Genomic DNA, 23,548 nt, shown 5'->3' with positions numbered 1-23,548 from the left:
AGGGAACGACACATGCCGCGCAAAATCGATCTGGAAGCACTCTGCAACGAGAAGGGCCTGCGCATTACCGAGCAGCGCCGCGTCATCGCGCGCGTGCTGTCCGAGGCGGACGACCACCCCGACGTCGAGAAAGTCTATGAGCGCGCGTCGCAGATCGATCCCGGCATTTCGATCGCGACGGTGTACCGCACCGTCCGCCTGTTCGAGGAAGCCGGCATCCTCGACCGCCACGATTTCGGCGACGGCCGCGCGCGCTACGAGCCTGCGCCCGAGGCACATCACGATCACCTGATCGACGTCGAGAGCGGCAAGGTGATCGAATTCGTCGATCCCGAACTCGAGCAGTTGCAGAAGGCGATCGCCGAGAAACTGGGCTTCCGGCTGGTCGATCACCGCATGGAACTCTACGGCGTCGCGCTCACCCGCAAGGACTGAAACGATCGGCGCGATCCGCCTCGGCGCGCGACTTGCTGCGCTGCTGCTCGCGCTGATCTTGGCGCTGCCATTGCACGGTATGTGGCGGCTGCTCGGCCGCAAATCGCCTTGGCCACCGCGATTCCTGGGGCTGGTCGCGCGCATAGTCGGCGCCCGCCACCGCATCGTCGGCACGCCGCTTCGCCACGACGTCGTCTTCGTTTCGAACCATCTGAGCTGGATCGACATCCTCCTCCTGTCCGGCGCGACGGGCAGCGCGTTCGTGGCGAAATCGGAACTCCGCAGCGCCCCGCTGGTCGGCTGGCTCTGCACGCTCAACCACACGATCTTCGTAAGCCGCGCCGACCGCATGGCAGTAACCGCCCAGATCGCCCAAATCCGCGACGCGTTGGCGGCTGACTGGCCCGTAACCCTTTTCCCCGAGGGAACGACGGGAGACGGCACCACCCTCCTCCCCTTCAAGGCCGCACTGCTGGCGGCCCTGGACCCGCCCCCACCCGGCGTCCGCGTGCAACCCGTCCGCATAGACTATGGCTTGGCCACGGACGAACTCGCCTGGGTCGGCGACGAGCCCGGCCAACACCACGCCGCCCGCGTCCTGAAGCGGCGGGGCACATTCGTCGCGACGCTGCACTTCACCGAACCCTTCGACCCTGCACAATACGGCGACCGCAAAGCCATAGCCGCCGAAGCCCGCCGCCGCATGGAAGCGCTCTAGCCACGACCAAAGAGTGTTTCCCCACGAAGGCGGGGACCCAGACTGGACTCCCGCCTTCGCGGGAGAACAAGGGCGCGCCACCGCTTCCCCAGTTTCCTTAACAGAGGAACACCACCCCGGCGAAGGCCGGGGCCCAGTTGGAAAGGTCGCTGTAACGGACGCGGACCTTAGTCAGCAACGTCCCCCAACTGGGCCCCGGCCTCCGCCGGGGTGGCGCCCATTTCAAGCGTTGCCGCAGTGTGACAAGCAGGAGCAACGCCCCCTCCCCCAACCCCCACAAATCCGCTACACGCCCCGCATGTCTCCCCCCAAAACCTTCCACGTAAAATCTTTCGGCTGCCAGATGAACGTCTACGACGGCGAGCGCATGGCCGAGCTGATGGCGGCCCAGGGCCTCACGCAAGCCGACGCGGTCGACGCCGACGTCGTCGTCCTCAACACCTGCCACATCCGCGAACGCGCCACCGAAAAGGTCTATTCGGACATCGGCCGCCTCCGGAAGGACCAGCGCCGCAAGTCCGGCAAGACGCCCATGATCGCGGTCGCCGGCTGCGTCGCGCAAGCCGAGGGCGAGGAGATCTTCACCCGCGCCAAGGTCGACATCGTCGTCGGCCCGCAAGCCTATCACAACCTCCCTGATCTGGTTGCGAAGGCAGCCGCCGGCACGCCCTCACTCGACACCGACATGCCGCTGCTGTCGAAGTTCGGCGCGCTCCCCGCCCGGCGGAAGGTCGCCCCTTCCGCCTTCCTCACCGTGCAGGAAGGCTGCGACAAATTCTGCACCTACTGCGTCGTCCCCTACACGCGGGGCGCGGAAATCAGCCGCCCGTTCGCGGCGATCGTCGACGAGGCGAAGGCGCTGGTCGATGCCGGCGCGCGCGAGATCACGCTGCTCGGCCAGAACGTCAACGCGTGGTCCGAGGATGAGCGCGGCCTCCACGACCTGATCCGCGACCTAGACCGCATCCCAGGCCTCGCGCGCATTCGCTACACCACCAGCCACCCCAACGACATGACGCAAGGCCTGATCGACGCACACCGCGACATCGAAAGCCTGATGCCGTTCCTCCACCTCCCCGTGCAGGCCGGCAGCGACCGCGTGCTGAAGGCGATGAACCGCAGCCACACCCGCGACTCCTACCTCCGCCTGCTCGACCGCGTCCGCGAAGTCCGCCCCGACATCGCACTCTCGGGCGACTTCATCGTCGGCTTCCCCGGCGAGACCGATGCCGAGTTCGAGGACACGCTGAGCCTGGTCGACGCGGTAGGCTACGCGCAGGCTTACAGCTTCAAATACAGCCCCCGCCCCGGCACGCCTGCCGCCTCGATCGTCGAGCAAGTCCCGGAATCGGTCATGGACGAGCGCCTCCAACGCCTCCAGGCCGCGCTCAACCGCGACCAGCACGCCTTCAACGCCGCCACCGTCGGCCGCACCTGTTCGGTCCTGCTCGAGCGCGCGGGCAAACTCCCTGGCCAGCTGATCGGCAAGTCCCCCTGGCTGCAATCGGTCCACCTGATCGGCAACCACGCTATCGGTGACCTGGTGGAGGTGACGCTAGCCGCTGCTGGCCCGAACTCGCTCACCGGCATCGAACGGGTCGCCGAGGCAGCCTAAGCCCCGATCTGATCCTCCCCCGCCAGGGGGAGGTGGCAGGCACTTGCCTGACGGAGGGGGAGGGCGCGATAACCGCAGTTGCGCGTCCTCCCCCTCCGTCACCTGCGGCGACACCTCCCCCTTGCGGGGGAGGATCGCAACGGCGTCCCTGAGGCTTCAAAACAATACGCGCGGATCGCGAAACCACCCCCGCGATTTCGCTGTCCTACACCCCGATCGCCTGTCACACTCACCCCCGATGCAGCTTCGCCCACGCGACTCGAATCATCTGTCGGCCAGCGCCCCGGCGCGGCTTGAACGCGTCGCTTGGCGTGCTCATCTTCCTTTCAAAGGTTACGGTTCGACGCTTCCAGGCGTAACCTTTGACACCCTGAAAGGACCGTATGAGCCGTAAACCCGTTCCCGCCCAGTCCGGTGACCGCGCCCGAGTCGAACTGCTGTTCGACAAGCCCCAATTGCTCGTCCGGCTGTTCGGCCAGTACGACCAGAACTTGGTAGCGCTCGAAAATCGCCTCGGCGTCTACATCACCGCACGAGGGAACAAGATCGGCTTGGAGGGCACCGCCGAACAGGTCGCTAAGGCCCGCGACGTGCTCCACGATCTCTACGCCCGCATCCAGCGCGGCGAAGATGTCGACGCAGGCTTGGTCGATGCGTCGATAGCGATGGCGGACGAACCCGTGCTCGAAGGCATCATCCGCGCCGATGCCGGTGGCGGCGGTGCGCCCCCGATCATGATCCGCACACGTAAGAAAACGATCGTCCCCCGCACGCCGGCGCAGGCGCACTATATGCGCGAGCTTGCCAACAACGACATGATCTTCGCGCTCGGGCCGGCAGGCACCGGAAAGACCTATGTCGCGGTCGCGCAAGCCGTGCAGCAGCTCATCAACGGCAGCGTCCAGCGCCTGATCCTGTCACGTCCCGCAGTCGAAGCCGGCGAACGCCTCGGCTTCCTCCCCGGCGACATGAAGGAGAAGGTCGATCCGTACCTTCGCCCGCTCTACGATGCGCTCTACGACTGCCTCCCCGCAGAGCAGGTCGAACGCCGCATCGCATCGGGCGAGATCGAGGTCGCCCCCATCGCCTTCATGCGCGGCCGCACGCTAGCTGACGCGTTCGTGATCCTCGACGAGGCGCAGAACACCACACCCGCGCAGATGAAGATGTTCCTCACCCGCTTCGGCCAGAACAGCCGCATGGTGATCTGCGGCGATCCGAAGCAGGTCGACATCCCCGGCGGCGTCGCGGCGTCCGGTTTGGCGGATGCGGTCCGGCGGCTGGAAGGCGTCGAGAGCATCTCGATGTGTCGCTTCACCGTCGGCGACGTCGTCCGCCATCCGATCGTCGGTCGCGTCGTCGAGGCCTACGAAGGAACCGATGGTTGATGCTCGGGATATCCCGGAGTATATCCGGGATATCCCAGGAGGATGACGATGGCGTCTCTCTACATCAAGGACAACGAAACCGCCGAGCTCGCGACGGAGCTTGCGGCACGTCTGGGTGTGACCAAGACCGAGGTCGTTCGTGATCTCCTGCGTAAGCGAAAAGCGGAACTGGCACCGGAAGCTCCTCCGCTGAGCATGCGAGAACGACTGCGCGCATGGCGCGAGGCGCATCCATTAGGCGAGTCCACAGGACTTGAGGCCGACAAGGCCTTCTACGATTCGTTGAACGATGAGGACGATGATTGACCATTCTCGTCGACGCATCCGCTATCGTCGCAATCGTTCACGGCGAGCCGGAAGCGGACGATTTCGCCGATGTGATCGAGGCGCATGTCGACCGCTATTATTGCGCGGTCGGCGCGTGGGAAGCGGCGCAGGCGATCGCAAGGTTGAAAACCGTCAGCCTCCAGCAGGCGGCCGACCTCATTTCGAGCTTTGCGTATGAAGCCGGACTTCGTCTCGTGCCGATCGGCCACAGCGAAGGCCAGCAGGCGATTGTCGCGGCGGCACGCTACGGCAAGGGCCGCCACCCCGCGAAGCTCAACATGGGCGATTGTTTCGCCTATGCCTGCGCGAAAACCCATGGTGCGGAACTTCTCTACAAGGGTAATGATTTCGCCCTCACCGATCTCGCCTGAAGGACCTGCATGCTCGAAATCGCGCTCTCTTCCGACGCCCCCTGGCCTGAGCAGGATTGGGACGCGCTTGCTCTGCGTGCAGCAACGGCAGCGATCCAGCGGACCCCGCACGGCGAACTGCTGACCAGCGCCGCGACGGTCGAGATTTCGATCCGCCTCGCCTCCGACGAGGAGGTCCACACGCTCAACAAGCAGTATCGCCAGAAGGACAAGCCGACCAACGTCCTGTCCTTCCCGATGGTCCAGCCCGACCTGCTCGCCACGGTCAGCCAGAATTCGGATGACGGCGAGGTGCTGCTCGGCGACATCATCCTCGCGCACGGCGTTTGCGTCGCGGAAGCGGCCGAGCGCGGGATTTCGGTCGAGGATCACGCGATGCATCTGATGGTGCACGGCACGCTGCATCTGCTAGGCTATGACCATATCGACGACGACGAGGCCGAGGGCATGGAGCAGATCGAGCGCGATGCGCTCGCGGCGCTCGGTCTCCACGATCCTTACTTGATAACAGAGGACTGACGACCACGATGGCCGATGGCCCCAATGCCGGTAACGGCGATAGTAGCGACAGTATTTGGCGCGGGCTCAAGGGCCTGATCTTCGGTGCTCAAGACGAATCCCTTCGCGACCAGCTCGAGGATGCGATCGACCGGCACGAGGGCGATCCCGCCCCCGATGCGAAGGGCGATCTCACCCCGCTCGAGCGCCAGATGGTCCGCAACCTGCTCCACTTCAGCGAGCGCGACGCCGGCGATGTCGGCGTGCCGCGCGCGGACATCATCGCGGTCGAGGAGGACACGCCGTTTGCCGATCTCGTCAAGCTGTTCGCCGAAGCGGGTCACAGCCGCCTCCCGGTGTACCGCGACAACCTCGATACGATCATCGGCATGGTCCACATCAAGGACGTCTTCAACATTCTCGCGACCGGTGCCGAGCACCCGACGTCGATCGCCGGGCTGATCCGCGAGCCGCTCTACGCGCCTATGTCGCGCGGCGCGCTCGATCTGCTCGCGGACATGCGGCAGAAGCACGTCCATTTGACGATCGTGCTCGACGAATACTCCGGCACCGAAGGACTCGTGACGTTCGAGGACCTGATCGAGGAGATCGTCGGCGAGGTCGAGGACGAGCATGACGAGGCGCCGCAGGTGCTGATGACGCCGATCGAGGGCGGCGCCTGGGATGCCGACGCACGCGCTGAGCTGGAAGACGCCGCAGAACTGATCGATCCACGTCTTGCGGAAGTCGATGGCGATATCGATACGCTGGGCGGATTGGCGGCGCTTCTGGCGGGGCATGTCCCGCAGATCGGCGAATGCGTCGACCATCCAAGTGGCTGGAAGCTGGAGATTATCGACGCCGACGAACGCCGTATCAACCGGTTGCGCCTGCATCCGCCGGTGGTGCCGGTCGAGGACGACGACTGACACAGCGTCTGCAATGGATCGGCGGGCCTTTTACCCATGATCCATTGCCCCGGCCCTGCCTCCGTTCTAACTTCCCTTCATGCGCAAACACATCCTCATCGTCCTTGGGCTGATCCTGCTCGTGATCGCCGCGGGCGTCACCTATCTCGCCTGGCCCGACACGGCGGAATTGTCGGTCGACCAGGTCGCCGGCAAGCTGCCCAAGATCACCGATCCCCGCATCCAGACGATCCCGACCGTCAAGGTCGCCAAGGTCGTCGGCTGGCAGAACGGCGCGATGCCGACGCCTGCCGCCGGCCTCAAGGTCCAGCCGTTCGCGACAGGGCTCGACCACCCGCGCTGGATGTACCGCCTCCCCAACGGCGACGTGTTGGTCGCCGAGACGAATTCGCCCCCGCGCGAGGGCGGCGGGATCACCGGCTGGGTGATGAAGATCCTGATGGGCCGCGCCGGCGCCGGCGTGCCGTCGGCCAACCGCATCACGCTGCTTCGCGACGCGGACGGCGACGGCGTGGCGGAAACGAAGTCGGTGTTCATGACCGGTCTCAACTCGCCGTTCGGCATGACGCTGCTCGATGGCCAGCTCTACATCGGCAACACTGACGCGCTCGTTCGCGTGCCGTACACCGATGGCGCGACCAAGATCACCGCCAAGCCAGAGCTCGTCATCAAGCTCAACCCGGGCGGCAATCACTGGGCCCGCAACGTCATCGCCGCAGCCGACGGCAAGACGCTCTACGTCGGCGTCGGCTCGTCGTCGAACATCGCCGAGAATGGCATGGACGCCGAGAAATATCGCGCCAACATCCTGCAGGTCTGGCCGAAGGACAAGAACTGGCGGATCTACGCCGCCGGCCTGCGCAACCCCAACGGCATGGCGATCAACCCCAAGTCTGGTGGGCTGTGGACCGTCGTCAACGAACGCGACCAACTCGGCTCCGATCTCGCCCCCGACTACCTGACTCAGGTCGAGTTCGGCGATCATTTCGGTTGGCCCTGGTATTATTGGGGCGGCTATCCCGACACCCGCGTCGAACCGAAGAACCCCGCGCTACAGCAATACGCCAAGCGCCCCGACTACGCGCTCGGACCGCACGTTGCCGCGCTCGGCCTGACCTTCTCCGCGGACGCGAAGCTCGGCGCGAGATTCGCCAACGGCGCATTCGTTGGCGAGCACGGCTCGTGGAACCGCAAGCCGGTGTCGGGCTACAAGGTTGTCTACGTACCCTTCGGCGACACCGGCTTCCCGGCGGCAAACGCGAAGCCGGTCGACGTGCTCGGCGGATTCCTGAACAAGGACGGCGACGCGCAGGGTCGCCCGGTCGGCGTCATCACCGACAAGACCGGTGGCCTGCTGGTCGCCGACGACGTCGGCAATGCGATCTGGCGGGTCAGCGCTGGGGGGTGATCTCGGCGGAGGGCGGCAAAGGCCCGTCCTCGATACGCTCGGTAATTGGGGCACACGATCGTCTGCACGTCATCCCCACGGAGGCGGGGATCCATATCCCCAAGGGGTATCGCGTAAACCGTAAGGTTTGCCAGTATGGATTCCCGCCTGCGCGGGAATGACGATTATGGGTTTAAGTCGGTGGTTTCCTGCCAGCACCTAACGCACCCGCTCACCCCGCCAAAATTCCCCGGGCCTCGTCGAGATCATCCTCGTCGACCATCACCCGGACGGGGATCAGCAACCAGCTCCCCTCCATGATCGACATCCCGCTATCGAATGCGATCGCCGGGATGCCTTCGCTCTCCAGCCGCCCGACGATGATGTGCGCCTCATTGCGCCCATACCGCCCAGTTCGACCAGGCTCATGCGCCGACGCGGTCCGGCAGGACGGTGCCGAACCGAACCGGCAACCCGTCGATGCTCGCGGTCGGCCCCGCCAGTTCCTCGATCCGCTGGGCGTCGGTCTGCTTCGCGTGATATTTCGACAAGGTCTGCCGCTCACGGTCCAGCGTCATGAACGGCACGCCCCAACCACAACTCGTCTGCACCTCGTCGACATCGATCACGAAGATCTGCCGCGTGCCCGGCAACGGCGTGAACTGCGCGTAGAGGTCAGCCCAGCCATCATCCTGCGGCAACACCGCACGCCCGTTGCCATAGATGCGGAAGATCAGCGCTGGCTGGTCGAACGCGCAGAACATGATCGTGATGCGCCCGTCCGCGCCTAGATGCGCGTTCGTCTCGTTCCCTGACCCGCCGACATCGAGATACGCGACCGTCTTCGGATCAAGTACGCGAAAGCTGTCCATGCCCTTGGGACTGAGATTGATCCGCGCACCCTCCGCGGCTGTTGCAACGAAGAATACTGGTTGCCGCATCACGAACGCGAGATGATCGTCGGTGAGCGCGGGGAAGAAGTCCATCGTTCGGCTCCGAATTGACGCGCGTCGTCAACGCGCATACTTTATGCGCATGAAACATGATCCTATCGCTACCGGCAAGCGCAAATCGGTAAATATGTCCGTCGATACCGGCATTGTCGCCGCTGCCAAGGAAGCGGGCGTCAACCTATCTCGCGTCACGGAAGCCGCACTCCGCGGCGCAATCAAGACCGAGCGCGAACGACGGTGGAAGGAAGAGAACCGACAGTGGATCGAAGCACAGAACCGATGGATCGACGAGAACGGAATTCCGCTTTCCGGCCTCGAGCCGCTCTGAATGGCGCAATTCGACGTCCATTCGATCGACGGTCACGGGCTTGTCGTGAATTGCCAGAGCGACCTTTTGAGCGACTTGCGTTCGCGGGTCGTTGCCCCATTACGCCAGCCTGACGAACCGTCGGTTTCACAGTCCAGGCTCAATCCACTCGTGACGGTGAATCAGACGGAATATCGGGTCGCCGTCCAGTTTCTACGCGCCGTCGATAGCCGACAACTCGGCGAGAAGATCGGTTCGCTTCTCGACTACGAATATGATCTAAAGGCCGCAATAGACATAGTCGTCGGCGGACTTTAAGCCGCCGTTCCACCGACCGTAAGCCCATCGACCAGCAACGTCGGCTGGCCCACACCAGCCGGCACCGACTGTCCGCCCTTGCCGCAGATCCCGATGCCCTCGTCGAGCGCGAAGTCGTTGCCGATCCCACGGACCTTGGTCAGCGAACTCGGGCCATCGCCGATCAGCGTCGCGCCCTTGATCGGCGCACCGAGCTTGCCGTCCTCGATCAGATACGCCTCGGTGCAGCTGAACACGAACTTTCCGGACACGATATCGACCTGCCCGCCACCGAACGCCTTTGCGAAGATGCCCTTCTTCACGCGCGACAAAAGCTCGGCCGGATCGTCGTTGCCGGCCTTCATGAAGGTGTTGGTCATCCGTGGCATCGGCGCGTGTGCATAACTCTCGCGCCGCCCGTTGCCGGTGGCCTCGACGCCCATCAGCCGCGCGTTGAGCCGGTCCTGCATATAGCCCTTGAGGATGCCGTCCTCGATCAGCACGGTCTCGCGCGTCGGCGTGCCCTCGTCGTCGATCGTCAGCGACCCACGGCGGTCCTGAAGCGATCCGTCGTCGACCACCGTCACACCCTCCGCCGCGACCCGCTCGCCGATGCGACCCGAGAACGCCGACGTGCCCTTGCGGTTGAAATCGCCTTCGAGGCCGTGGCCGATCGCCTCGTGCAGCAGGATGCCGGGCCAGCCATTGCCGAGCAACACGGTCATCTCGCCTGCCGGTGCCGCGATCGAGTCGAGGTTGACCAGCGCCTGCGACAACGCCTCATCGATCGCACGGTTGTACGTCGCGGGTTCGAACAGGTCGTTGTAAAGATAACGTCCTCCGATCCCGTAGCTGCCCGTCTCGCGACGACCATTCTGTTCGGCGACGATCGATACGTTGAGCCGCACCAACGGCCGCACGTCGGTCGCTACGAAACCATCCGCGCGGACGATCTCGACGACCGACCACGTTCCCGACAAGCTGACCGAGACCTGCGCGACGCGAGGATCACGCGCGCGCGCCGCAGCGTCGATTGTCTGGCACAGGTTCACCTTGTCGGCGAACGGCACGAGGTCGAGCGGATCGGCGGCGGTATAGCGACGTTGGTTAGTGCCCTGCGGCGGACCGGCCTTCGCGGCGACGCCCGGTTCGATCAGCGCCATCGTCTCGGCGGCGCGACGAATCGCAGCCGGGGTCATCTCGTTCGAATGCGCGAACGCGGTCATCTCGCCCGATACGGCGCGGAGGCCGAAGCCCGAACTCGTGTCATAGGAGGCGGTCTTCAGCCGGCCGTCGTCGAACCCGAAGGCCTCGGCCTTGCGGTACTGGAGATACAGCTCGCCGTCATCGGCCTTGCCGAGCGCCTTGGCGGTCAGCGCCTGCGCCTGTTCGGGGTCCAGGGTATCGCGGTAGAGGAACGAACGGGGGTCTGCTGCTATCGTCATCCGATAGATATAAGAGGCTTAGCGCCCTGCGCCATCCCCGTGATCGCGCAATGTCGCTTGGTCCGCGCCATCGGCGGCGCCGCCGACCAGGATGAAGCGGCGGTCGCAATAGCCGCAATCGACATAGCCGGTCTCGTCGATCTGCAACCAGACGCGCGGATGGCCGAGCGCTGCGCCGCCGGGGATGTCGGTGGCGCCATCGCAGGCGACGCGGGCGTGGGTGACGCGGGTGGTTTCGAGCGGCGGATGCATGAGGCGGCGATAGCAAGCGCGCGCGGGCCGGGCAATTGGTTCTTCCGCGCAGGCGAGAAGGAAGAATGGGTTCACGCGCAGACGCGGAGACGCGGAGGTGTTGCTTCCAGCCTGTCGGTCGGGAGACCGCATGATCTGTTCCGTAGGTAGATGATGAACGATCGCTACGCGACAAAGGCAACACCTCCGCGTCTCCGCGCCTCCGCGTGAACAAATCTTCTTTGCAACGCCCGAGGGGATGACCAGCCCCGCCGGCCCCGCTATGCCGCAGCCATGACCGAAGCCGCGATCGCCATCAAGAACCTCAGCAAGACCTACGCGCCCGTCGGCACCGCCCCGCCCAAGCGCGCGCTCGACGGGGTAACGTTCGACGTCCCCCGCGGCCAGATTTTCGGACTGCTCGGCCCCAACGGCGCAGGCAAGTCCACGCTGATCAACATCCTCGCCGGCCTCGTCAACAAGACCGACGGCAGCGCGGCGATCTGGGGGTTCGACATCGACGAGCACCCGCGCAACGCCAAGGCGTCGATCGGCATCGTCAACCAGGAGATCCTGTTCGACCCCTTCTTCTCGCCCTTCGAGACGCTGGAGATCCAGGCCGGACTCTACGGCGTCCCCAAGGCGAAGCGCCGCACGATGGAACTGCTCCGCGCGGTGCATCTGGAGGACAAGGCGCACGCCTACGCCCGCACGCTGTCGGGCGGCATGAAGCGTCGCCTGATGGTGGCGAAAGCGATGGTCCACTCGCCCCCTGTCCTCGTCCTCGACGAGCCGACCGCGGGCGTCGACATCGAACTCCGGCAACAACTCTGGACCTATGTCCGCAGCCTCAACCAGGCCGGCGTAACGGTGGTCCTTACCACGCATTACCTCGAGGAAGCCGAGGAACTCTGCGACCGGATCGCGATCATCAACAATGGTCGCCTGATCGCGAACGAGCCGACGCGCGAACTGGTCGGCAAGGCGCAGGAGAAGATCGTCGCCGTCACCGTCGATCGCGACGTGACCGACATCCCCGCCAACGCCTGCTTCCAGAAGATCGCGCTCAAGGGCACGCGCACCCTCGAAATCACCTACAAGAAGGACCGCGTGAACGCCGGCGAAGTCCTCGCTGCGATCCAGTCCAGCGGCTTCGGCATCGTCGACGTCTCGACCAAGGAACCCGATCTCGAGGACGTCTTCCTCAGCCTGACCCGCGCCGCCAACGCATGACGAGCGACATCCTGATCGTCGGCTCGGGCGCCGCAGGTCTAACCGCGGCACTCAACCTTGCCGACCGCTTCAAGGTCACGGTGTTAGCGAAGGGCGCGCTCAACGAAGGCTCGACTGCCTGGGCGCAGGGCGGGATCGCCGCGGTGCTCGAACCCGGCGACACGTTCGAGAACCATGTGGAGGACACGATGGTCGCCGGCGCCGGCCTCAACGACCGCGCGATCGTCGAGATGGTCGTGGAGGGTGCCCCCGCCGCGATCGAACGCTTGACGCATCTCGGCGTGCCGTTCGAGACCGAGGGCAACGCGCTCCACCTGACTCGCGAGGGCGGCCACTCGCATCGCCGCATCGTCCACGTCGCCGACGCGACCGGCTGGGCGGTGCAGGAGGCGTTGCAGAAGGCCGCCGAAGCACACCCGAACATTACGCTGGTGCCCGACCAGATCGCGATCGACCTCGCCACCGGCCGTCACGAAGAGCGCTATTCGGGCTCGGGCAACGTCTGGGGCGTCTACGCGGTCGACCGCAAGACCGAGCGCGTCGCCCTCTACACCGCGCGCGCGACGATCCTCGCAACGGGCGGCGCGGGCCGCACCTATCTCTTCTCGACCGCCCCCCGCGGCGCGACCGGCGACGGCATCGCGATGGCGTGGCGCGCGGGCGCTCGCGTCTCCAACATGGAGATGATGCAGTTCCACCCGACCTGCCTCTACAATCTGGAGGTCAAGAATTTCCTGATCACCGAGGCGGTCCGCGGCGAAGGCGGGCGGTTGATCAACCCGTCGACCGGCAAGCGCTTCATGACCTATTACGACCCTGCGCGGATGGAGCTCGCCCCCCGCGATATCGTCGCGCGCGCGATCGATGCCGAGATCAAGCGCTACGGTCTCGATTACGTCCATCTCGACATCAGCCACATGCCGGCCGAATTCATCCGCCATCACTTCCCCAACATCCACGAAAAGCTGCTCGGTCTCGGCATCGACATGACGACGCAGTCGATCCCGGTCGTCCCCGCGCAACATTACACGTGCGGCGGCATCGTCATCGATGAACACGGCAAGACCGATCTGCCCGGTCTGTATGCGGCAGGCGAATGCACCGAGTCCGGCCTGCACGGCGCCAACCGGCTAGCGTCCAACTCTCTGCTCGAATGCTTCGTGTTCGGCGAGGCAGCGGCGGACAGCATCGCCGCTTCCTGGGATAGCCTGCCCCCGCCCCCGCCGATCCGCCCGTGGGACGAAAGCCGCGTCACAGACTCCGACGAAGAGGTCGTCATCAAGCAGACCTGGACCGAAATTCGCCGCTTCATGTGGAATTACGTCGGCATCGTCCGCACCACCAAGCGGCTCGAACGCGCCAAGCACCGCATCGAACTGCTCAACGACGAGGTCGCGGAATATTACCAGCATTTCCGCGTGACCCCCGACCTGATCGAGTTGCGCAACCTCCTCCAGACCGCCGAACTGATCGTCCGATCCGCGTTGCATCGGCACGAAAGCCGCGGGCTGCACTTCACGCTCGATTACCCGGAGACGCTGCCGGAGGCGGTCGATACGGTTCTCGTTCCATAGGATGACGACGGCTCGGCGCATCGTCGGCGCGCTTCGTCGCAGCGACGTGCCGCCGCAGTTTCGCGTGGCCGATCAACGGATAAGGGTCGATGCTTCAGTGCAGGGCGTTCAATCCATCATGACATCGGCGAGTGCGTTCAAGCGTCTTCTGGCAACCGCCCTGTTCGGCACGGCGCTCGCCGGATGTGGATCGGCGTCGCGGCCCACCCCGCCCGCCGTTTCCCCGGTGCATCAGTCCGAGGGGTTCGTGTCGATCCCGGTGCCGCCGCCCCTGCCGCGGACGCCGCGCCCCGCGCCCGCCGGTCTCGTCAACGCGATCTCCGAACTGCAGAGTGGGTTCCAGGGCAAGGCTGGCATCGCGATACGCGCGGTCGACGATGGCTGGACGGTGGAGGCCGGCGGGCGGCAGTTGCTGCCGCAGCAGTCGGTCAGCAAACTCTGGGTCGCGATTACCGTGATGGACCTGCGCGACCAGGGCAAGATCCGCCTCGACGAACCGATCGTCGTGCGGCCGCAGGATCTGACGCTGTTCCACCAGCCGATCGCGATGCTGGTCAAGGGTGATGGCTACCGGACGACGGTCGGCGAATTGCTGACGCGCGCGCTGACGCACAGCGACAATACGGCGAACGACCGGTTGCTCACGCGTGTCGGTGGGCCATCCGCGGTGCGGTCGATGATCGCGCGCAAACAACTCGGCGCGATCCGGTTCGGGCCGGGCGAGCGGCTGTTGCAGAGCGGCACGGCGGGGCTCGTCTGGCAGCCGTCCTACGCGGTCAATGGTGGCTTCATGACCGCACGCAACAGGCTGTCGCCCGCCGTCCGTGAGGCTGCGCTGAACGCGTATGTGCGCAATCCACCCGATGGTGCCGCGCCGATCGCGATCGCCGATGCGATTGCCCGGCTGGCGAAGGGCGACCTGTTGTCGGAGACCTCGACGAAGATCTTGCTCGACACGATGGGTCGCTCGGTCACGGGCCGCGCTCGCCTGCGCGCCGCACTCCCCGGCGGCTGGGAGATCGCGCACAAAACCGGCACCGGCCAGGACCTCGGCCGCCGCAACGCCGGCTTCAACGACGTCGGCCTCCTCACCGCCCCCGATGGACGTCGTTACGGCATCGCAGTGATGATCGGCGACACTATCCGGCCAATGCCCGAACGCCAGAAATTGATCCAGGCAGCCGCGGCGGCGGTGGCCAACTATGCGGGCACCACGCGCCCAAGAGGCTGATGCTCCCGCGCTGCAGTGCAGCATGGGGTGGCCGAGACCGGGTGCCAGTGCGCTACTCGGACGCAGCCTGAAACATCGTCTTGGTGTGACTTTATCGTAACCTTTGGGACTGCGCGGGCTGGCCAGCCGCGAGCGGCTCGCCCCAAACCGCTACGTCCAGCCGTTCCACGCAGACCGAAGCAACGGCCGGTCAGTCGAATCCGTTCGCCAGAAACCGCTCGGCCACCGCGCAGTGCATCGCGATGCCGTGCGCCATCACGCGTTCGTCGATCGTCATCTTCGTGTTGTGCAGCGGCGGGTTGGTACGCGGATCGCTACCCTCAGGCGCCGCACCGATGAACGCCATCGCGCCAGGCAGCTTCTGGAGGACGTAGGAGAAGTCCTCCGCGCCCATCATCGGCGGCATCACCTGATATGCGCCCTCGCCACCGATTGCGGTTGCGCACGCCTTCATCAGGTCGGTGGCGCGTTCGTCGTTGACGGTGACGGGGTAGCCTTCCTCGATCGTCGGCGTGCCGACAGCGCCGTGCGCAGCCGCGATGCCCTCGACCATTCGGATGAACGCCGCACGGACCTGCTCTCGCGTCCGCTCCGACAGCGTCCGCATCGTGCCGAGCATCTCGACGGTCGACGGGATGACGTTGTGCGCGCAACCCGCGTTGAGCTTGGTGATCGAAAGAACGGCAGGGTCGGTGACCGCCACCTGACGAGCGACATAAGTCTGGAGCGCGGTGACGATCTCGCAGGCGATCGGCAGTGGGTCGAGGCAGTCGTGTGGCATCGCGGCGTGCCCCCCGCGACCGGTGATCGTAGCGCGCAGCGTATCTGTCGACGCCATCAGCGTGCCGGCGCGGCTGACGACATGGCCCATCGGCATGTTCGGCGAGATGTGCAGCGCGAAGCCCGCCTCGGGCAGCGGCGCATCGAGCAGACCGTCGGCGATCATATGGCGGGCGCCGTGATGTCCTTCCTCGCCGGGCTGAAACATGAAGACGACCGTGCCTGGGAGTTCGTCGCGGCGGGCGCACAAGGCCTTGGCCGCGCCGACCAGCATCGCGGTGTGCGAGTCGTGGCCACAGGCGTGCATCGCGCCGTCGATCTTCGACGCGAACGGCAGGCCGGTTTCCTCCTGCATCGGGAGGGCGTCCATGTCGCCGCGGAGCAGCACGGTGCGGCCGTTGCCGCCGGCATTGCCTGCACGGCCGCCGCGGAGGATCGCCACGAAGCCGGTGGTCGAGGTCCCCTCGCGAATTTCGAGCGGGAGCCCGGCGAGCGCGGCCTTCACCTTGTCCGAAGTGCGGGGGCAGTGGAGGCCGACTTCGGGATCGGCGTGGATCGCGCGGCGCAGCGTGATCGCATCGTCGAGGCTGTCCTGGCCGATGGCGGTCCAGTCGGTCGGGGTCCAGTCGGTAGTGGATTCTAAATCGAGGGACATCGGGAACTCCTGTCTAGTATTTGAGCCCCACCCCGGCGGAGGCCGGGGCCCAGTTGGGGAACAGCGGTAACGGCGGACGGTGCTCCGTTACATCGACCTTGCCAACTGGGCCCCGGCCTTCGCCGGGGTGGCGTTTGTGTGGGGCAGCCCGCCCCCGATCGCTGAGGTAGTCTACCCCCGGAAGATGCCGCCTAACACCCCGCGCAGGACTGTGCCCACCAATCCACCGCTCGACGACGAGCGGCGGGACTTGGTGCCGAAGACTTGCTTGCCGATCTCGTTAGCGACCTGGCGGCCAATCGAGGAGCTTGCCGCGCGTGTCGCCGAAGATGCCATCTTGGTCCAGGGCGAGTTTGCCGCCTCGCGGTCGGCCTCACGTTGCTGGCGATCCGCCTCGCGCTGGTCCGCAACGCGGGCACGTTCCGCCTCTTTCGCTGCCTTCGCATCCGCTTTCGCTTGCGCGGCCGCAGCCTTCTCCGCCTCGGTCGTCGCCTTCGCCTCAGCGGCAGCAGCACTCGCCTCCTGCGTCTTCGCGGCCAGCAACTCCTCCGCCGATTCGCGATCGACCAGCGTGTCGTATTTCGCGCCGATCGCATCGGTCTCGATCATCACCTTCCGCTCGGCAGGGGTGATCGGGCCGACGCGCGAGGCAGGCGGCTTGACCAGCGTCCGCTCGACCGGCGTCGGCGCACCGTCCGCCTGAAGCAGCGACACCAGCGCCTCGCCCACCTTAAGCTCGGTGATGATCATCGCGACGTCAACGCCGGGGTTCGCGCGGAACGTCTCCGCCGCCGAGCGCACCGCCGCCTGATCGCGCGGCGTGAACGCGCGTAAAGCATGCTGGACGCGGTTGCCGAGCTGCCCCGCCACCGTATCGGGAACGTCGATCGGGTTCTGCGTGATGAAATACACGCCCACCCCCTTCGAGCGGATCAGCCGGACGACCTGTTCGATCTTCTCCAGCAGCGCCTTCGGGGCCTCATCGAACAGCAGATGCGCCTCGTCGAAGAAGAAGCACAGCACCGGCTTGTCGGGATCGCCGATCTCGGGGAGATGCTCGAACAGCTCGCTCATCAGCCACAGCAGGAACGTCGCGTAGAGCTTCGGCGAGGCCATCAGCTTGTCGGCGGCGAGGATGTTGACGATGCCCCGGCCCCGATCATCCACGCCGATGAAGTCGTTCATCTCTAGCGCAGGCTCGCCAAAGAAATTCTCCGCACCCTGCGCGCGCAACTGGAGCAGCGAGCGCTGGATCGCGCCGATCGATTGCTTCGAGACGTTGCCGTACGTCACCGTCAACTCATCGGCACGGCCGGCGCATTCGGCCAGCATCGCCTGGAGATCGTCGAGGTCGATCAGCAGCAGCCCCTCCTTGTCGGCGACGTGGAAGGCGATCGTCAGCACGCCCTCCTGTACCTCGTTGAGGTCCATCAGCCGCGACAGCAGCAGCGGCCCCATCTCGCTGATCGTGGTGCGAATCGGATGACCCTGCTCGCCGAACAGGTCCCAGAACTGCACCGGATTGTCTGCATAGGCCCAGCTATCGTCGCCAATCGCCTTGGCGCGCTCAGCAAAGGTGGCGTGCGTCTTCGCGGTCGGCGAGCCGGCCATCGCGAGGCCCGACAGGTCGCCCTTCACGTCGGCGACGAAGCACGGCACGCCGTTTGCGGAGAAGCCCTCGATGATCCCCTGCAGCGTCACCGTCTTGCCGGTGCCGGTCGCGCCCGCGATCAGGCCGTGGCGGTTGGCGCGCTTCAATTCGAGCGTCTGCGGCTTGCCGTCCACGCTCGCGCCGATGAAGATGCCGTCGCCCATGATTTCGTCCTCGTTATCCGAAAGCGACCCTAACCCCGCACGCCAGAAAGAAAAAGGACCGCCGCTCGGGTGAGCGACGGTCCTTTTCGGTCAATCGTGTCGGTCGTGGACTACTTGATCTTGACCGGCAGGAACGTTGCGGGGCTGCGACCGCGCTTGACCTGTAGCAGGACCTGCGGGCGGCCAGCGGCCTTGGCGACGTTGACCGCGTTCTGGACATCAACCGCGGTGCGGACGGGCGTGCCGTTGACCGAGATGATGACGTCGCCGCGCTTGAGCTTGCCGAACGCATCGCTGGTCTGCGCAACCACGGCGATCACGACGCCCTGCGTGCTGGCTTCGACGCCGACCGCCTGCGCGATCGCCGGGGTCAGCGGCTGGACGCCGATGCCGAGCGCCGCGCCCGCCGTCGGTGCGGCGGGGGTAGCCGAGTCGTCGCCGTCATCACCGTCGTCGCTGCCGAAACCCTGGGCATCACCGCCGACCACCGCCGCCAGCTTGTCCGCGCTCGGGCGTGGCACGACGACTACATTTGCGACCACCGGCTTGCCGTTGCGCAGGATGTCGAGGCGAGCCGTCGCACCTGGCTTGACGTTCGAGACGAGGTAGGACAACGACTGGTCGACCGTCACGGCCTGACCGTTGACCTTGGTCACCACGTCGCCCGCGCGCACGCCGGCCTTTGCCGCCGGGCCGCCCGCGGTGACGTCGTTGATCAGCTCACCCTGGTTCTTGGCGATGCCGAGTGCCGCGGCGGTATCCTCGTTGATCGTGCCGCCCGGCTGCAGCTGCACGCCGATATAGCCGCGCTCGATCGTTCCACCCTTCATGAAGGTGGCGATGATCGGCTTGGCGACGGCTGCGGGGATTGCGAAGCCGATGCCGATATTGCCGCCCGACTGGCTGAAGATCTGCGAATTCACGCCGATCACGTTACCGTTGAGATCGAACATCGGGCCACCCGAGTTACCCTGGTTGATCGACGCGTCGGTCTGGATGAAGCGATCATACGCGCCGCCCTGGCCGGTGACGCGGTTGATTGCCGAGACGATACCCGCCGTGACCGTACCGCCGAGACCGAACGGCTCGCCGATCGCGACGACCCAGTCGCCCACGCGCGCGCCGTTCGAATCGCCGAACTTCACGAACGGCAGGTTCGCCGCGTCGATCTTCAGCAGCGCGAGATCGGATTCCTGATCCTTGCCGATGACCTTGGCGACATATTCCTTCTTGTCGCTCAGCGTCACGGTGATCGAATCGACCGTGGCGCCCTGCGCGCCGGGCGAGATCACGTGGTTGTTGGTGACGACATAGCCGTCCGGCGAGATCAGGAAGCCCGACCCGAGCGAGGCGCCTTCGCGCTTCACCGGCGCGCCACCCTGGCCGCCGCCGCCCATGCCGCCGAACAGGTCGCCGAACGGCGTGCCCGCGAAGGGATTGGCCTGCTGCTTCTGGACGATGGTCTGCTTGGTCGAGATGTTCACGACCGCGGGCTGGAGCCGCGCGACCATGTCAGCGAAGCTCATCGGCGCGCCGGGCTTCGGCGAGACGGCCTGGATCGCACCGGGTTCGTTCTGCGCGACCTGCGCGCCGCTCGGCTGGAGCGCGAGCGTCGCGGTCGCGCCGCCGAGGAGAAGAGCACTGGTAATGGCGTAGGCGTAACGCACTAGATGTTGTCCTCTCGTTTCATCAATCGAAACAGGTACCCCGTAGGGACGCCGTCCTGAATGATGCTTGAATATGGTCTTGAATATGGCTCGGCGTTCAAAGGTTCCGCAGGCTCAACGCCCGCGGCCCTCGAATTCCCTCAGGTAACTGTTGTTCGGCGACAGAATGATCGAAGTCGATCCTTCCGGTGCCGGGCCACCGTCGGCACCAAACGTGTGCCGATACGACTGCATCGCACGGTAGAAGTCGTAGAAATCCGCGTCCTTGCCAAAGCTCTCGGCGTAGATCTTCGCGGAATCCGCATCCGCCTGCGCACGGACGATCTGCGCCTGCTTCTGCCCCTCGGCACGGATCGTGATCGCCTCCTGCTGGCGCGCGCTCGACATACGTTTGAGCGCGCTTTCGAGTGGGAGGCCGACGGGAAGATTCGCCTGCTTGATACGGACGTCGACGATCTCGACGCCGTACTGGCTGGCAACGCGCTGGAGACCCTTCTGGATGTTGTCCATCAGTTCGGACCGCTCAGGGCTCAGCAATTCGACGAAGCGCCGCTTGCCGAGTTCGTTACGCAGCGCCGAGCCGAGGATCGGGCGAAGCTGATCGGGAATGCGGTCCTCACTGCCGACCGCATTGCGCATCTTGCGCGGATCGACGATCCGGTAGCGCGCATAGGCATCGACCTCGAGCCGCAACTGATCGGTCGACAGCACCAACGTGTTGTCCAGCTCCAGATCCTGCACGCGCTTGTCGATCCAGACGATCCGGTCGACGAACGGGATGCGCGCGATCAGGCCCGCTCCGGTCTGGCCGAACGGCGTGTTCGGCTGCCATGCGTTGACCGTGCGGATCGGCTGGCCGAAGCGCAGGATCACCGCCTGCTTGGTCTCGGGCACGATCGCAAACGTCGATGCAGCGAGGATCACGAGCAATAGCGCGCTGATGCCGGCGACGATCGGGTTGCGGAAACTCACGGCGTTCACTGGGCAGCTCCAGGCTGGGGGGCAGCCGCCGCCGCGGCAGGCGCTGGTGTCGACTGGACAGCCTCGGGGTTCGGCAGGCGCTTGGCATTCGACAGCGGCAGATACGGCACCACCCCGCCCGGCGTCTCGACGATCGTCTTGTCGCTCTTGGCGAGGACCGCCTCCATCGTCTCGTAATACATGCGGCGACGCGTCACCTCAGGCGCAAGCTTATACTGCTCGTAGACCTTGTCGAACGACGCGGCCTCACCCTGCGCGCGCGCCACCACCTGCTGCGCGTAAGAGCGCGACTGGTTAAGGTTGGCGATTGCCTCCTGCTGCGCGGCAGTGACCGCGTTGAAGTCCTCGACGATCCGCGCGGGCGCCGCGGCCTGCTTGATCGCGACGCCCTGAATACGGACGCCGGACTTATAGTCGTTGAGGATCTGCTGCGTGAGTTCAGCGACGCGCTGCTCGATCACGGTACGACCCGTGCCGATCGCCTGGTCTAGCGTCGTCGTCGCAACCACCGCGCGCATGGCGCTCTCGGCAGCGGCACGAACAGTGTCGTTAGGCTCGGCGAGCTGGAACACGTAATCGCGGGGATCCGAGATGTCCCAACGGACCGAATACGCCAGGTCGATAATGTTCTGGTCGCCGGTCAGGGTCAGGTTCTCACCGTCACCGACGGGGAAGTTGTCGGTGCGAATCTTCTGCACGTCGACCACCGTCACGTCGGCGATTGGTGCTGGCATCGTCAGGCGAACGCCCGGATCGAGCGTGCCTGCGTATTTGCCGAAATAGGTGACGACTCCGCGCTGCTGCGGGCCGATCTGATGGACCGAGGTGAACAGGATCCAGACGACCGCGATGATCGCGACGCCGATCGCCCAGAGTGCGCGGGCGTTAGCGCCCGAGGGCAGGCCGCCGAAGCCGCCCGTGCCGCCACCGCCGCCGCCCGAGCCGCGCGCTTTACGCAGGAACTCGTCGAGCGCGGTCGGCTTGGCGGCAGGCTTGCGGCCACCTGGAGGTTGCGCCCAGGGATTACGCGGGCCGCTGTTACCGTCGTCGCCCGAGCCGCCCCAGGGGCCTTTCGGTGTTTCGGTGGCGAGGATATCGGGGCGCCGGAACCAGCGCGAGAAGATCGTCATACCAACCTTTATAGGTGTGCGCTGGCGGAAAAACAGTGCCAAGCGGCCTTAGCGGTCCTATCTGGCGCGGATGATCGACATCGAAGGCGTAAAGGCGGCGGTTGCTGCAGTAGCGGGCAAGCGGGCGACCGTCCGGCTAGAGGGAACCCGAGCGGGCATCATCATCGATGCAACCGGGCTCGACCCGCAAGCACGTGATGCGCTGGAAGCGACCGTGCGGATGGCCGCGACCCAGCCCGGCATCTCCGAAGTACGGATCGCCGTAACGGCCGAACGCTCCACGCGGAGGCTCATCGCGGTGGCCAGCGGCAAGGGCGGCGTCGGCAAATCCACGCTCGCGGCCAACCTCGCCATCGCGATGTCGCGTGCGGGTCGCCGCGTCGGGCTTGTCGACGCCGATATCTACGGTCCGTCGCAGCCCCGGCTGATGAACGTCGAGGGCACCCGGCCAACTGCAAAGGACAAGGTCCTCGACCCCGTCCCCACCCCGTACGGTGTGCCGCTATTGTCGATGGGCCAGCTTGTCGAGCCGGGCAAGGCGATCGCATGGCGCGGGCCGATGGCGGCGGGGGCGCTCGGCCAGCTGGTCGAGGCGGACTGGGGCGTGACCGATACGCTCGTGCTCGACCTCCCGCCCGGCACCGGCGACGTCCAGCTGACGATGGTCCAGAAATACCGGCCGGCGGGCGCGGTGATCGTCTCGACCCCACAGGATCTCGCGCTTATCGACGCACGCCGCGCGATCGACCTGTTCGAAAAGGCCGGCATCCCGATCATCGGGCTGGTCGAGAACATGGCCGGCTATATCTGCCCGCATTGCGGCGAGGCATCGGACCCGTTCGGCAATGGTGGCGCAGAGGCAGCGGCGCGCGAACTCGGCATCCCGTTCCTCGGCCGCGTCCCGCTGACGATCTCGATCCGTACCGCGTCTGATGCCGGCACGCCGCCCGCCTCGAACCCGGACGATATGATTTTCATGCCGATTGCGGCTCAGGTCGTCGCATGGCTCGGAAAACTGTGAAACCCGCAGGCCTGATCCACGTTGTCTGATTACCGGTCGTACCCGACGCGTAGAGTCGCGGTACGAGCGGACCAGGTTTCTTCTCGCAGGAGGCATCGATGCCGTTGACCGCCGATGCCGACATCAAGTCTTTGCTCGAAAACGCCCGCACGATCGCGATGATTGGCGCCTCGGACCGCCCCGATCGTCCTTCCTACGGCGTGATGGCCAAGCTCCAGGCGCATGGTTACCGCGTAATCCCGGTAAACCCGCAGATTACCGGCGAGCATGTCCATGGAGAGTTCGTTTTCCGAGACCTATCGCAACTCGGTGACCCGATCGACATCGTCGACATCTTCCGCAACTCGGCCGCGGCCGATGAAGCGGTCGATCAGGCGATCGCGGTGGGCGCCAAGGCGGTGTGGATGCAGCTTGGCGTCGTCAATGAAGAAGCGGCGGCGCGTGCCGAAGCCGCAGGATTGCAGGTCGTCATGGATCGCTGCCCAGCGATCGACATCCCCCGGCTCGGGGTCGCCAAGATCGAGCAATGACGCTTGCTCCTTCGGACGATCGCGGCCAGT

The 23,548-nt window shown here is 65.6% G+C and carries 24 protein-coding genes and 1 pseudogene; 16 read left to right on the top strand and 9 right to left on the bottom strand.

The genetic code is table 11. The features are described from left to right. The first annotated feature begins 12 nt into the window (after positions 1 to 12). The 9 genes from C8J39_RS07005 to C8J39_RS06965 all read left to right on the top strand — a co-directional run bounded on the left by C8J39_RS07005 (position 13) and on the right by C8J39_RS06965 (position 7,689). A complete protein-coding gene (locus tag C8J39_RS07005) occupies positions 13 to 435 on the top strand; it encodes a Fur family transcriptional regulator (protein WP_056047123.1) in 423 nt (140 codons plus the stop codon). A gap of 79 nt (positions 436 to 514) precedes the next feature. Beyond that, positions 515 to 1,153 carry a 1-acyl-sn-glycerol-3-phosphate acyltransferase gene (locus C8J39_RS07000; RefSeq protein WP_120299879.1) on the top strand — a complete coding sequence of 213 codons (639 nt, stop codon included), beginning with the start codon at positions 515 to 517 and terminating at the stop codon, positions 1,151 to 1,153. A gap of 298 nt (positions 1,154 to 1,451) precedes the next feature. After that, entirely contained in the window at positions 1,452 to 2,768 is a 1,317-nt protein-coding gene (miaB, locus tag C8J39_RS06995) for a tRNA (N6-isopentenyl adenosine(37)-C2)-methylthiotransferase MiaB (protein WP_120299878.1), read from the top strand. A 383-nt stretch (positions 2,769 to 3,151) separates the two neighbouring features. After that, a complete protein-coding gene (locus tag C8J39_RS06990) occupies positions 3,152 to 4,156 on the top strand; it encodes a PhoH family protein (RefSeq protein ID WP_056057614.1) in 1,005 nt (334 codons plus the stop codon). Positions 4,157 to 4,204: 48 nt separating this feature from the next. After that, positions 4,205 to 4,462, top strand: coding sequence for a type II toxin-antitoxin system VapB family antitoxin (locus tag C8J39_RS06985; protein ID WP_120300446.1), 258 nt, complete (start codon positions 4,205 to 4,207; stop codon positions 4,460 to 4,462). After that, positions 4,459 to 4,854, top strand: coding sequence for a type II toxin-antitoxin system VapC family toxin (locus tag C8J39_RS06980; protein WP_120299877.1), 396 nt, complete (start codon positions 4,459 to 4,461; stop codon positions 4,852 to 4,854). The genes C8J39_RS06985 and C8J39_RS06980 overlap by 4 nt, the downstream gene beginning before the upstream one ends. A 9-nt stretch (positions 4,855 to 4,863) precedes the next feature. Beyond that, on the top strand, positions 4,864 to 5,373 hold the full coding sequence (ybeY, locus tag C8J39_RS06975; protein WP_120299876.1) for an rRNA maturation RNase YbeY: 510 nt from the start codon (positions 4,864 to 4,866) through the stop codon (positions 5,371 to 5,373). A gap of 8 nt (positions 5,374 to 5,381) precedes the next feature. Beyond that, positions 5,382 to 6,281 carry a hemolysin family protein gene (locus C8J39_RS06970; RefSeq protein WP_120299875.1) on the top strand — a complete coding sequence of 300 codons (900 nt, stop codon included), beginning with the start codon at positions 5,382 to 5,384 and terminating at the stop codon, positions 6,279 to 6,281. Between the two features lie 79 nt (positions 6,282 to 6,360). After that, entirely contained in the window at positions 6,361 to 7,689 is a 1,329-nt protein-coding gene (locus tag C8J39_RS06965) for a sorbosone dehydrogenase family protein (protein WP_120299874.1), read from the top strand. Between the two features lie 211 nt (positions 7,690 to 7,900). On the opposite strand, the pseudogene C8J39_RS19285 reads toward C8J39_RS06965, so the two are convergent. Beyond that, positions 7,901 to 8,097: pseudogene (locus C8J39_RS19285) on the bottom strand (DUF2007 domain-containing protein). Further along, entirely contained in the window at positions 8,094 to 8,654 is a 561-nt protein-coding gene (locus C8J39_RS06955) for a pyridoxamine 5'-phosphate oxidase family protein (RefSeq protein WP_120299873.1), read from the bottom strand. The pseudogene C8J39_RS19285 and the gene C8J39_RS06955 overlap by 4 nt, the downstream one beginning before the upstream one ends. 49 nt (positions 8,655 to 8,703) lie before the next feature. On the opposite strand from C8J39_RS06955, the gene C8J39_RS06950 reads away from it, so the two are divergent. Both C8J39_RS06950 and C8J39_RS06945 read left to right on the top strand, forming a co-directional pair. Continuing rightward, entirely contained in the window at positions 8,704 to 8,949 is a 246-nt protein-coding gene (locus C8J39_RS06950; RefSeq protein WP_056047063.1) for a type II toxin-antitoxin system CcdA family antitoxin, read from the top strand. After that, the gene (locus C8J39_RS06945; protein WP_120299872.1) at positions 8,950 to 9,246 is read left to right on the top strand and encodes a CcdB family protein; all 297 of its coding nucleotides are present in this window, start codon (positions 8,950 to 8,952) and stop codon (positions 9,244 to 9,246) included. Here the strand turns inward: C8J39_RS06945 and tldD are convergent. Together tldD and C8J39_RS06935 are read right to left on the bottom strand one after the other, a co-directional pair. After that, positions 9,243 to 10,670, bottom strand: coding sequence for a metalloprotease TldD (tldD, locus tag C8J39_RS06940; RefSeq protein ID WP_120299871.1), 1,428 nt, complete (start codon positions 10,668 to 10,670; stop codon positions 9,243 to 9,245). The genes C8J39_RS06945 and tldD overlap by 4 nt on opposite strands. Before the next feature lie 18 nt (positions 10,671 to 10,688). Next, positions 10,689 to 10,922: a zinc-finger domain-containing protein gene (locus tag C8J39_RS06935; RefSeq protein WP_093398825.1), complete on the bottom strand. Its 234-nt coding sequence runs from the start codon at positions 10,920 to 10,922 to the stop codon at positions 10,689 to 10,691. A gap of 273 nt (positions 10,923 to 11,195) precedes the next feature. Here C8J39_RS06935 and C8J39_RS06930 point away from each other — a divergent pair, with 273 nt between their 5' ends. The 3 genes from C8J39_RS06930 (at position 11,196) to C8J39_RS06920 (ending at position 14,939) form a co-directional block, all read left to right on the top strand. Beyond that, entirely contained in the window at positions 11,196 to 12,134 is a 939-nt protein-coding gene (locus tag C8J39_RS06930) for an ABC transporter ATP-binding protein (protein WP_120299870.1), read from the top strand. Then, complete coding sequence (gene nadB, locus C8J39_RS06925; protein ID WP_120299869.1) at positions 12,131 to 13,708, top strand: L-aspartate oxidase; 1,578 nt, start codon at positions 12,131 to 12,133, stop codon at positions 13,706 to 13,708. Before C8J39_RS06930 ends, nadB begins: the two co-directional genes overlap by 4 nt. Before the next feature lie 118 nt (positions 13,709 to 13,826). After that, the gene (locus tag C8J39_RS06920) at positions 13,827 to 14,939 is read left to right on the top strand and encodes a serine hydrolase (RefSeq protein ID WP_120300445.1); all 1,113 of its coding nucleotides are present in this window, start codon (positions 13,827 to 13,829) and stop codon (positions 14,937 to 14,939) included. A 190-nt stretch (positions 14,940 to 15,129) separates the two neighbouring features. On the opposite strand, the gene C8J39_RS06915 is transcribed toward C8J39_RS06920, so the two are convergent. The 5 genes from C8J39_RS06915 to hflK form a co-directional block, all read right to left on the bottom strand. Next, positions 15,130 to 16,374: a M20 family metallopeptidase gene (locus C8J39_RS06915; protein ID WP_120299868.1), complete on the bottom strand. Its 1,245-nt coding sequence runs from the start codon at positions 16,372 to 16,374 to the stop codon at positions 15,130 to 15,132. 171 nt (positions 16,375 to 16,545) lie between these two features. Beyond that, entirely contained in the window at positions 16,546 to 18,189 is a 1,644-nt protein-coding gene (locus tag C8J39_RS06910; protein ID WP_120299867.1) for a helicase HerA-like domain-containing protein, read from the bottom strand. Positions 18,190 to 18,299: 110 nt separating this feature from the next. Then, positions 18,300 to 19,856, bottom strand: coding sequence for a Do family serine endopeptidase (locus C8J39_RS06905; RefSeq protein WP_120299866.1), 1,557 nt, complete (start codon positions 19,854 to 19,856; stop codon positions 18,300 to 18,302). Positions 19,857 to 19,970: 114 nt separating this feature from the next. Beyond that, complete coding sequence (gene hflC / locus C8J39_RS06900) at positions 19,971 to 20,837, bottom strand: protease modulator HflC (protein WP_243649762.1); 867 nt, start codon at positions 20,835 to 20,837, stop codon at positions 19,971 to 19,973. After that, on the bottom strand, positions 20,834 to 21,967 hold the full coding sequence (gene hflK, locus C8J39_RS06895) for a protease modulator HflK (protein WP_056057565.1): 1,134 nt from the start codon (positions 21,965 to 21,967) through the stop codon (positions 20,834 to 20,836). The genes hflC and hflK overlap by 4 nt, the downstream gene beginning before the upstream one ends. 70 nt (positions 21,968 to 22,037) lie before the next feature. Between hflK and C8J39_RS06890 the strand changes: the two genes are divergently transcribed. Beyond that, positions 22,038 to 22,988, top strand: coding sequence for an Mrp/NBP35 family ATP-binding protein (locus C8J39_RS06890; protein ID WP_120299864.1), 951 nt, complete (start codon positions 22,038 to 22,040; stop codon positions 22,986 to 22,988). Between the two features lie 98 nt (positions 22,989 to 23,086). After that, positions 23,087 to 23,518, top strand: coding sequence for a CoA-binding protein (locus tag C8J39_RS06885; RefSeq protein ID WP_120299863.1), 432 nt, complete (start codon positions 23,087 to 23,089; stop codon positions 23,516 to 23,518). Positions 23,519 to 23,548 lie beyond the last annotated feature (30 nt).

Source organism: Sphingomonas sp. PP-CC-1A-547 (genome assembly GCF_003610375.1).
Classification (GTDB): Bacteria; Pseudomonadota; Alphaproteobacteria; order Sphingomonadales; family Sphingomonadaceae; genus Sphingomonas.
Note: the sequence above shows the minus strand (reverse complement) of the source record. Positions and strands in the feature narration are given on the sequence as shown.

What these genes read in the sequence shown, in the direction of transcription:
- C8J39_RS07005 (WP_056047123.1), top strand. Translation starts at nt 13, where the DNA reads ATGCCGCGCAAAATCGATCTGGAAGCACTCTGCAACGAGAAGGGCCTG.
- C8J39_RS07000 (WP_120299879.1), top strand. Translation starts at nt 515, where the DNA reads ATGTGGCGGCTGCTCGGCCGCAAATCGCCTTGGCCACCGCGATTCCTG.
- miaB (WP_120299878.1), top strand. Translation starts at nt 1,452, where the DNA reads ATGTCTCCCCCCAAAACCTTCCACGTAAAATCTTTCGGCTGCCAGATG.
- C8J39_RS06990 (WP_056057614.1), top strand. Translation starts at nt 3,152, where the DNA reads ATGAGCCGTAAACCCGTTCCCGCCCAGTCCGGTGACCGCGCCCGAGTC.
- C8J39_RS06985 (WP_120300446.1), top strand. Translation starts at nt 4,205, where the DNA reads ATGGCGTCTCTCTACATCAAGGACAACGAAACCGCCGAGCTCGCGACG.
- ybeY (WP_120299876.1), top strand. Translation starts at nt 4,864, where the DNA reads ATGCTCGAAATCGCGCTCTCTTCCGACGCCCCCTGGCCTGAGCAGGAT.
- C8J39_RS06970 (WP_120299875.1), top strand. Translation starts at nt 5,382, where the DNA reads ATGGCCGATGGCCCCAATGCCGGTAACGGCGATAGTAGCGACAGTATT.
- C8J39_RS06965 (WP_120299874.1), top strand. Translation starts at nt 6,361, where the DNA reads ATGCGCAAACACATCCTCATCGTCCTTGGGCTGATCCTGCTCGTGATC.
- C8J39_RS06955 (WP_120299873.1), bottom strand. Translation starts at nt 8,654, where the DNA reads ATGGACTTCTTCCCCGCGCTCACCGACGATCATCTCGCGTTCGTGATG.
- C8J39_RS06950 (WP_056047063.1), top strand. Translation starts at nt 8,704, where the DNA reads ATGAAACATGATCCTATCGCTACCGGCAAGCGCAAATCGGTAAATATG.
- C8J39_RS06945 (WP_120299872.1), top strand. Translation starts at nt 8,950, where the DNA reads ATGGCGCAATTCGACGTCCATTCGATCGACGGTCACGGGCTTGTCGTG.
- tldD (WP_120299871.1), bottom strand. Translation starts at nt 10,670, where the DNA reads ATGACGATAGCAGCAGACCCCCGTTCGTTCCTCTACCGCGATACCCTG.
- C8J39_RS06935 (WP_093398825.1), bottom strand. Translation starts at nt 10,922, where the DNA reads ATGCATCCGCCGCTCGAAACCACCCGCGTCACCCACGCCCGCGTCGCC.
- C8J39_RS06930 (WP_120299870.1), top strand. Translation starts at nt 11,196, where the DNA reads ATGACCGAAGCCGCGATCGCCATCAAGAACCTCAGCAAGACCTACGCG.
- nadB (WP_120299869.1), top strand. Translation starts at nt 12,131, where the DNA reads ATGACGAGCGACATCCTGATCGTCGGCTCGGGCGCCGCAGGTCTAACC.
- C8J39_RS06920 (WP_120300445.1), top strand. Translation starts at nt 13,827, where the DNA reads ATGACATCGGCGAGTGCGTTCAAGCGTCTTCTGGCAACCGCCCTGTTC.
- C8J39_RS06915 (WP_120299868.1), bottom strand. Translation starts at nt 16,374, where the DNA reads ATGTCCCTCGATTTAGAATCCACTACCGACTGGACCCCGACCGACTGG.
- C8J39_RS06910 (WP_120299867.1), bottom strand. Translation starts at nt 18,189, where the DNA reads ATGGGCGACGGCATCTTCATCGGCGCGAGCGTGGACGGCAAGCCGCAG.
- hflK (WP_056057565.1), bottom strand. Translation starts at nt 21,967, where the DNA reads ATGACGATCTTCTCGCGCTGGTTCCGGCGCCCCGATATCCTCGCCACC.
- C8J39_RS06890 (WP_120299864.1), top strand. Translation starts at nt 22,038, where the DNA reads ATGATCGACATCGAAGGCGTAAAGGCGGCGGTTGCTGCAGTAGCGGGC.
- C8J39_RS06885 (WP_120299863.1), top strand. Translation starts at nt 23,087, where the DNA reads ATGCCGTTGACCGCCGATGCCGACATCAAGTCTTTGCTCGAAAACGCC.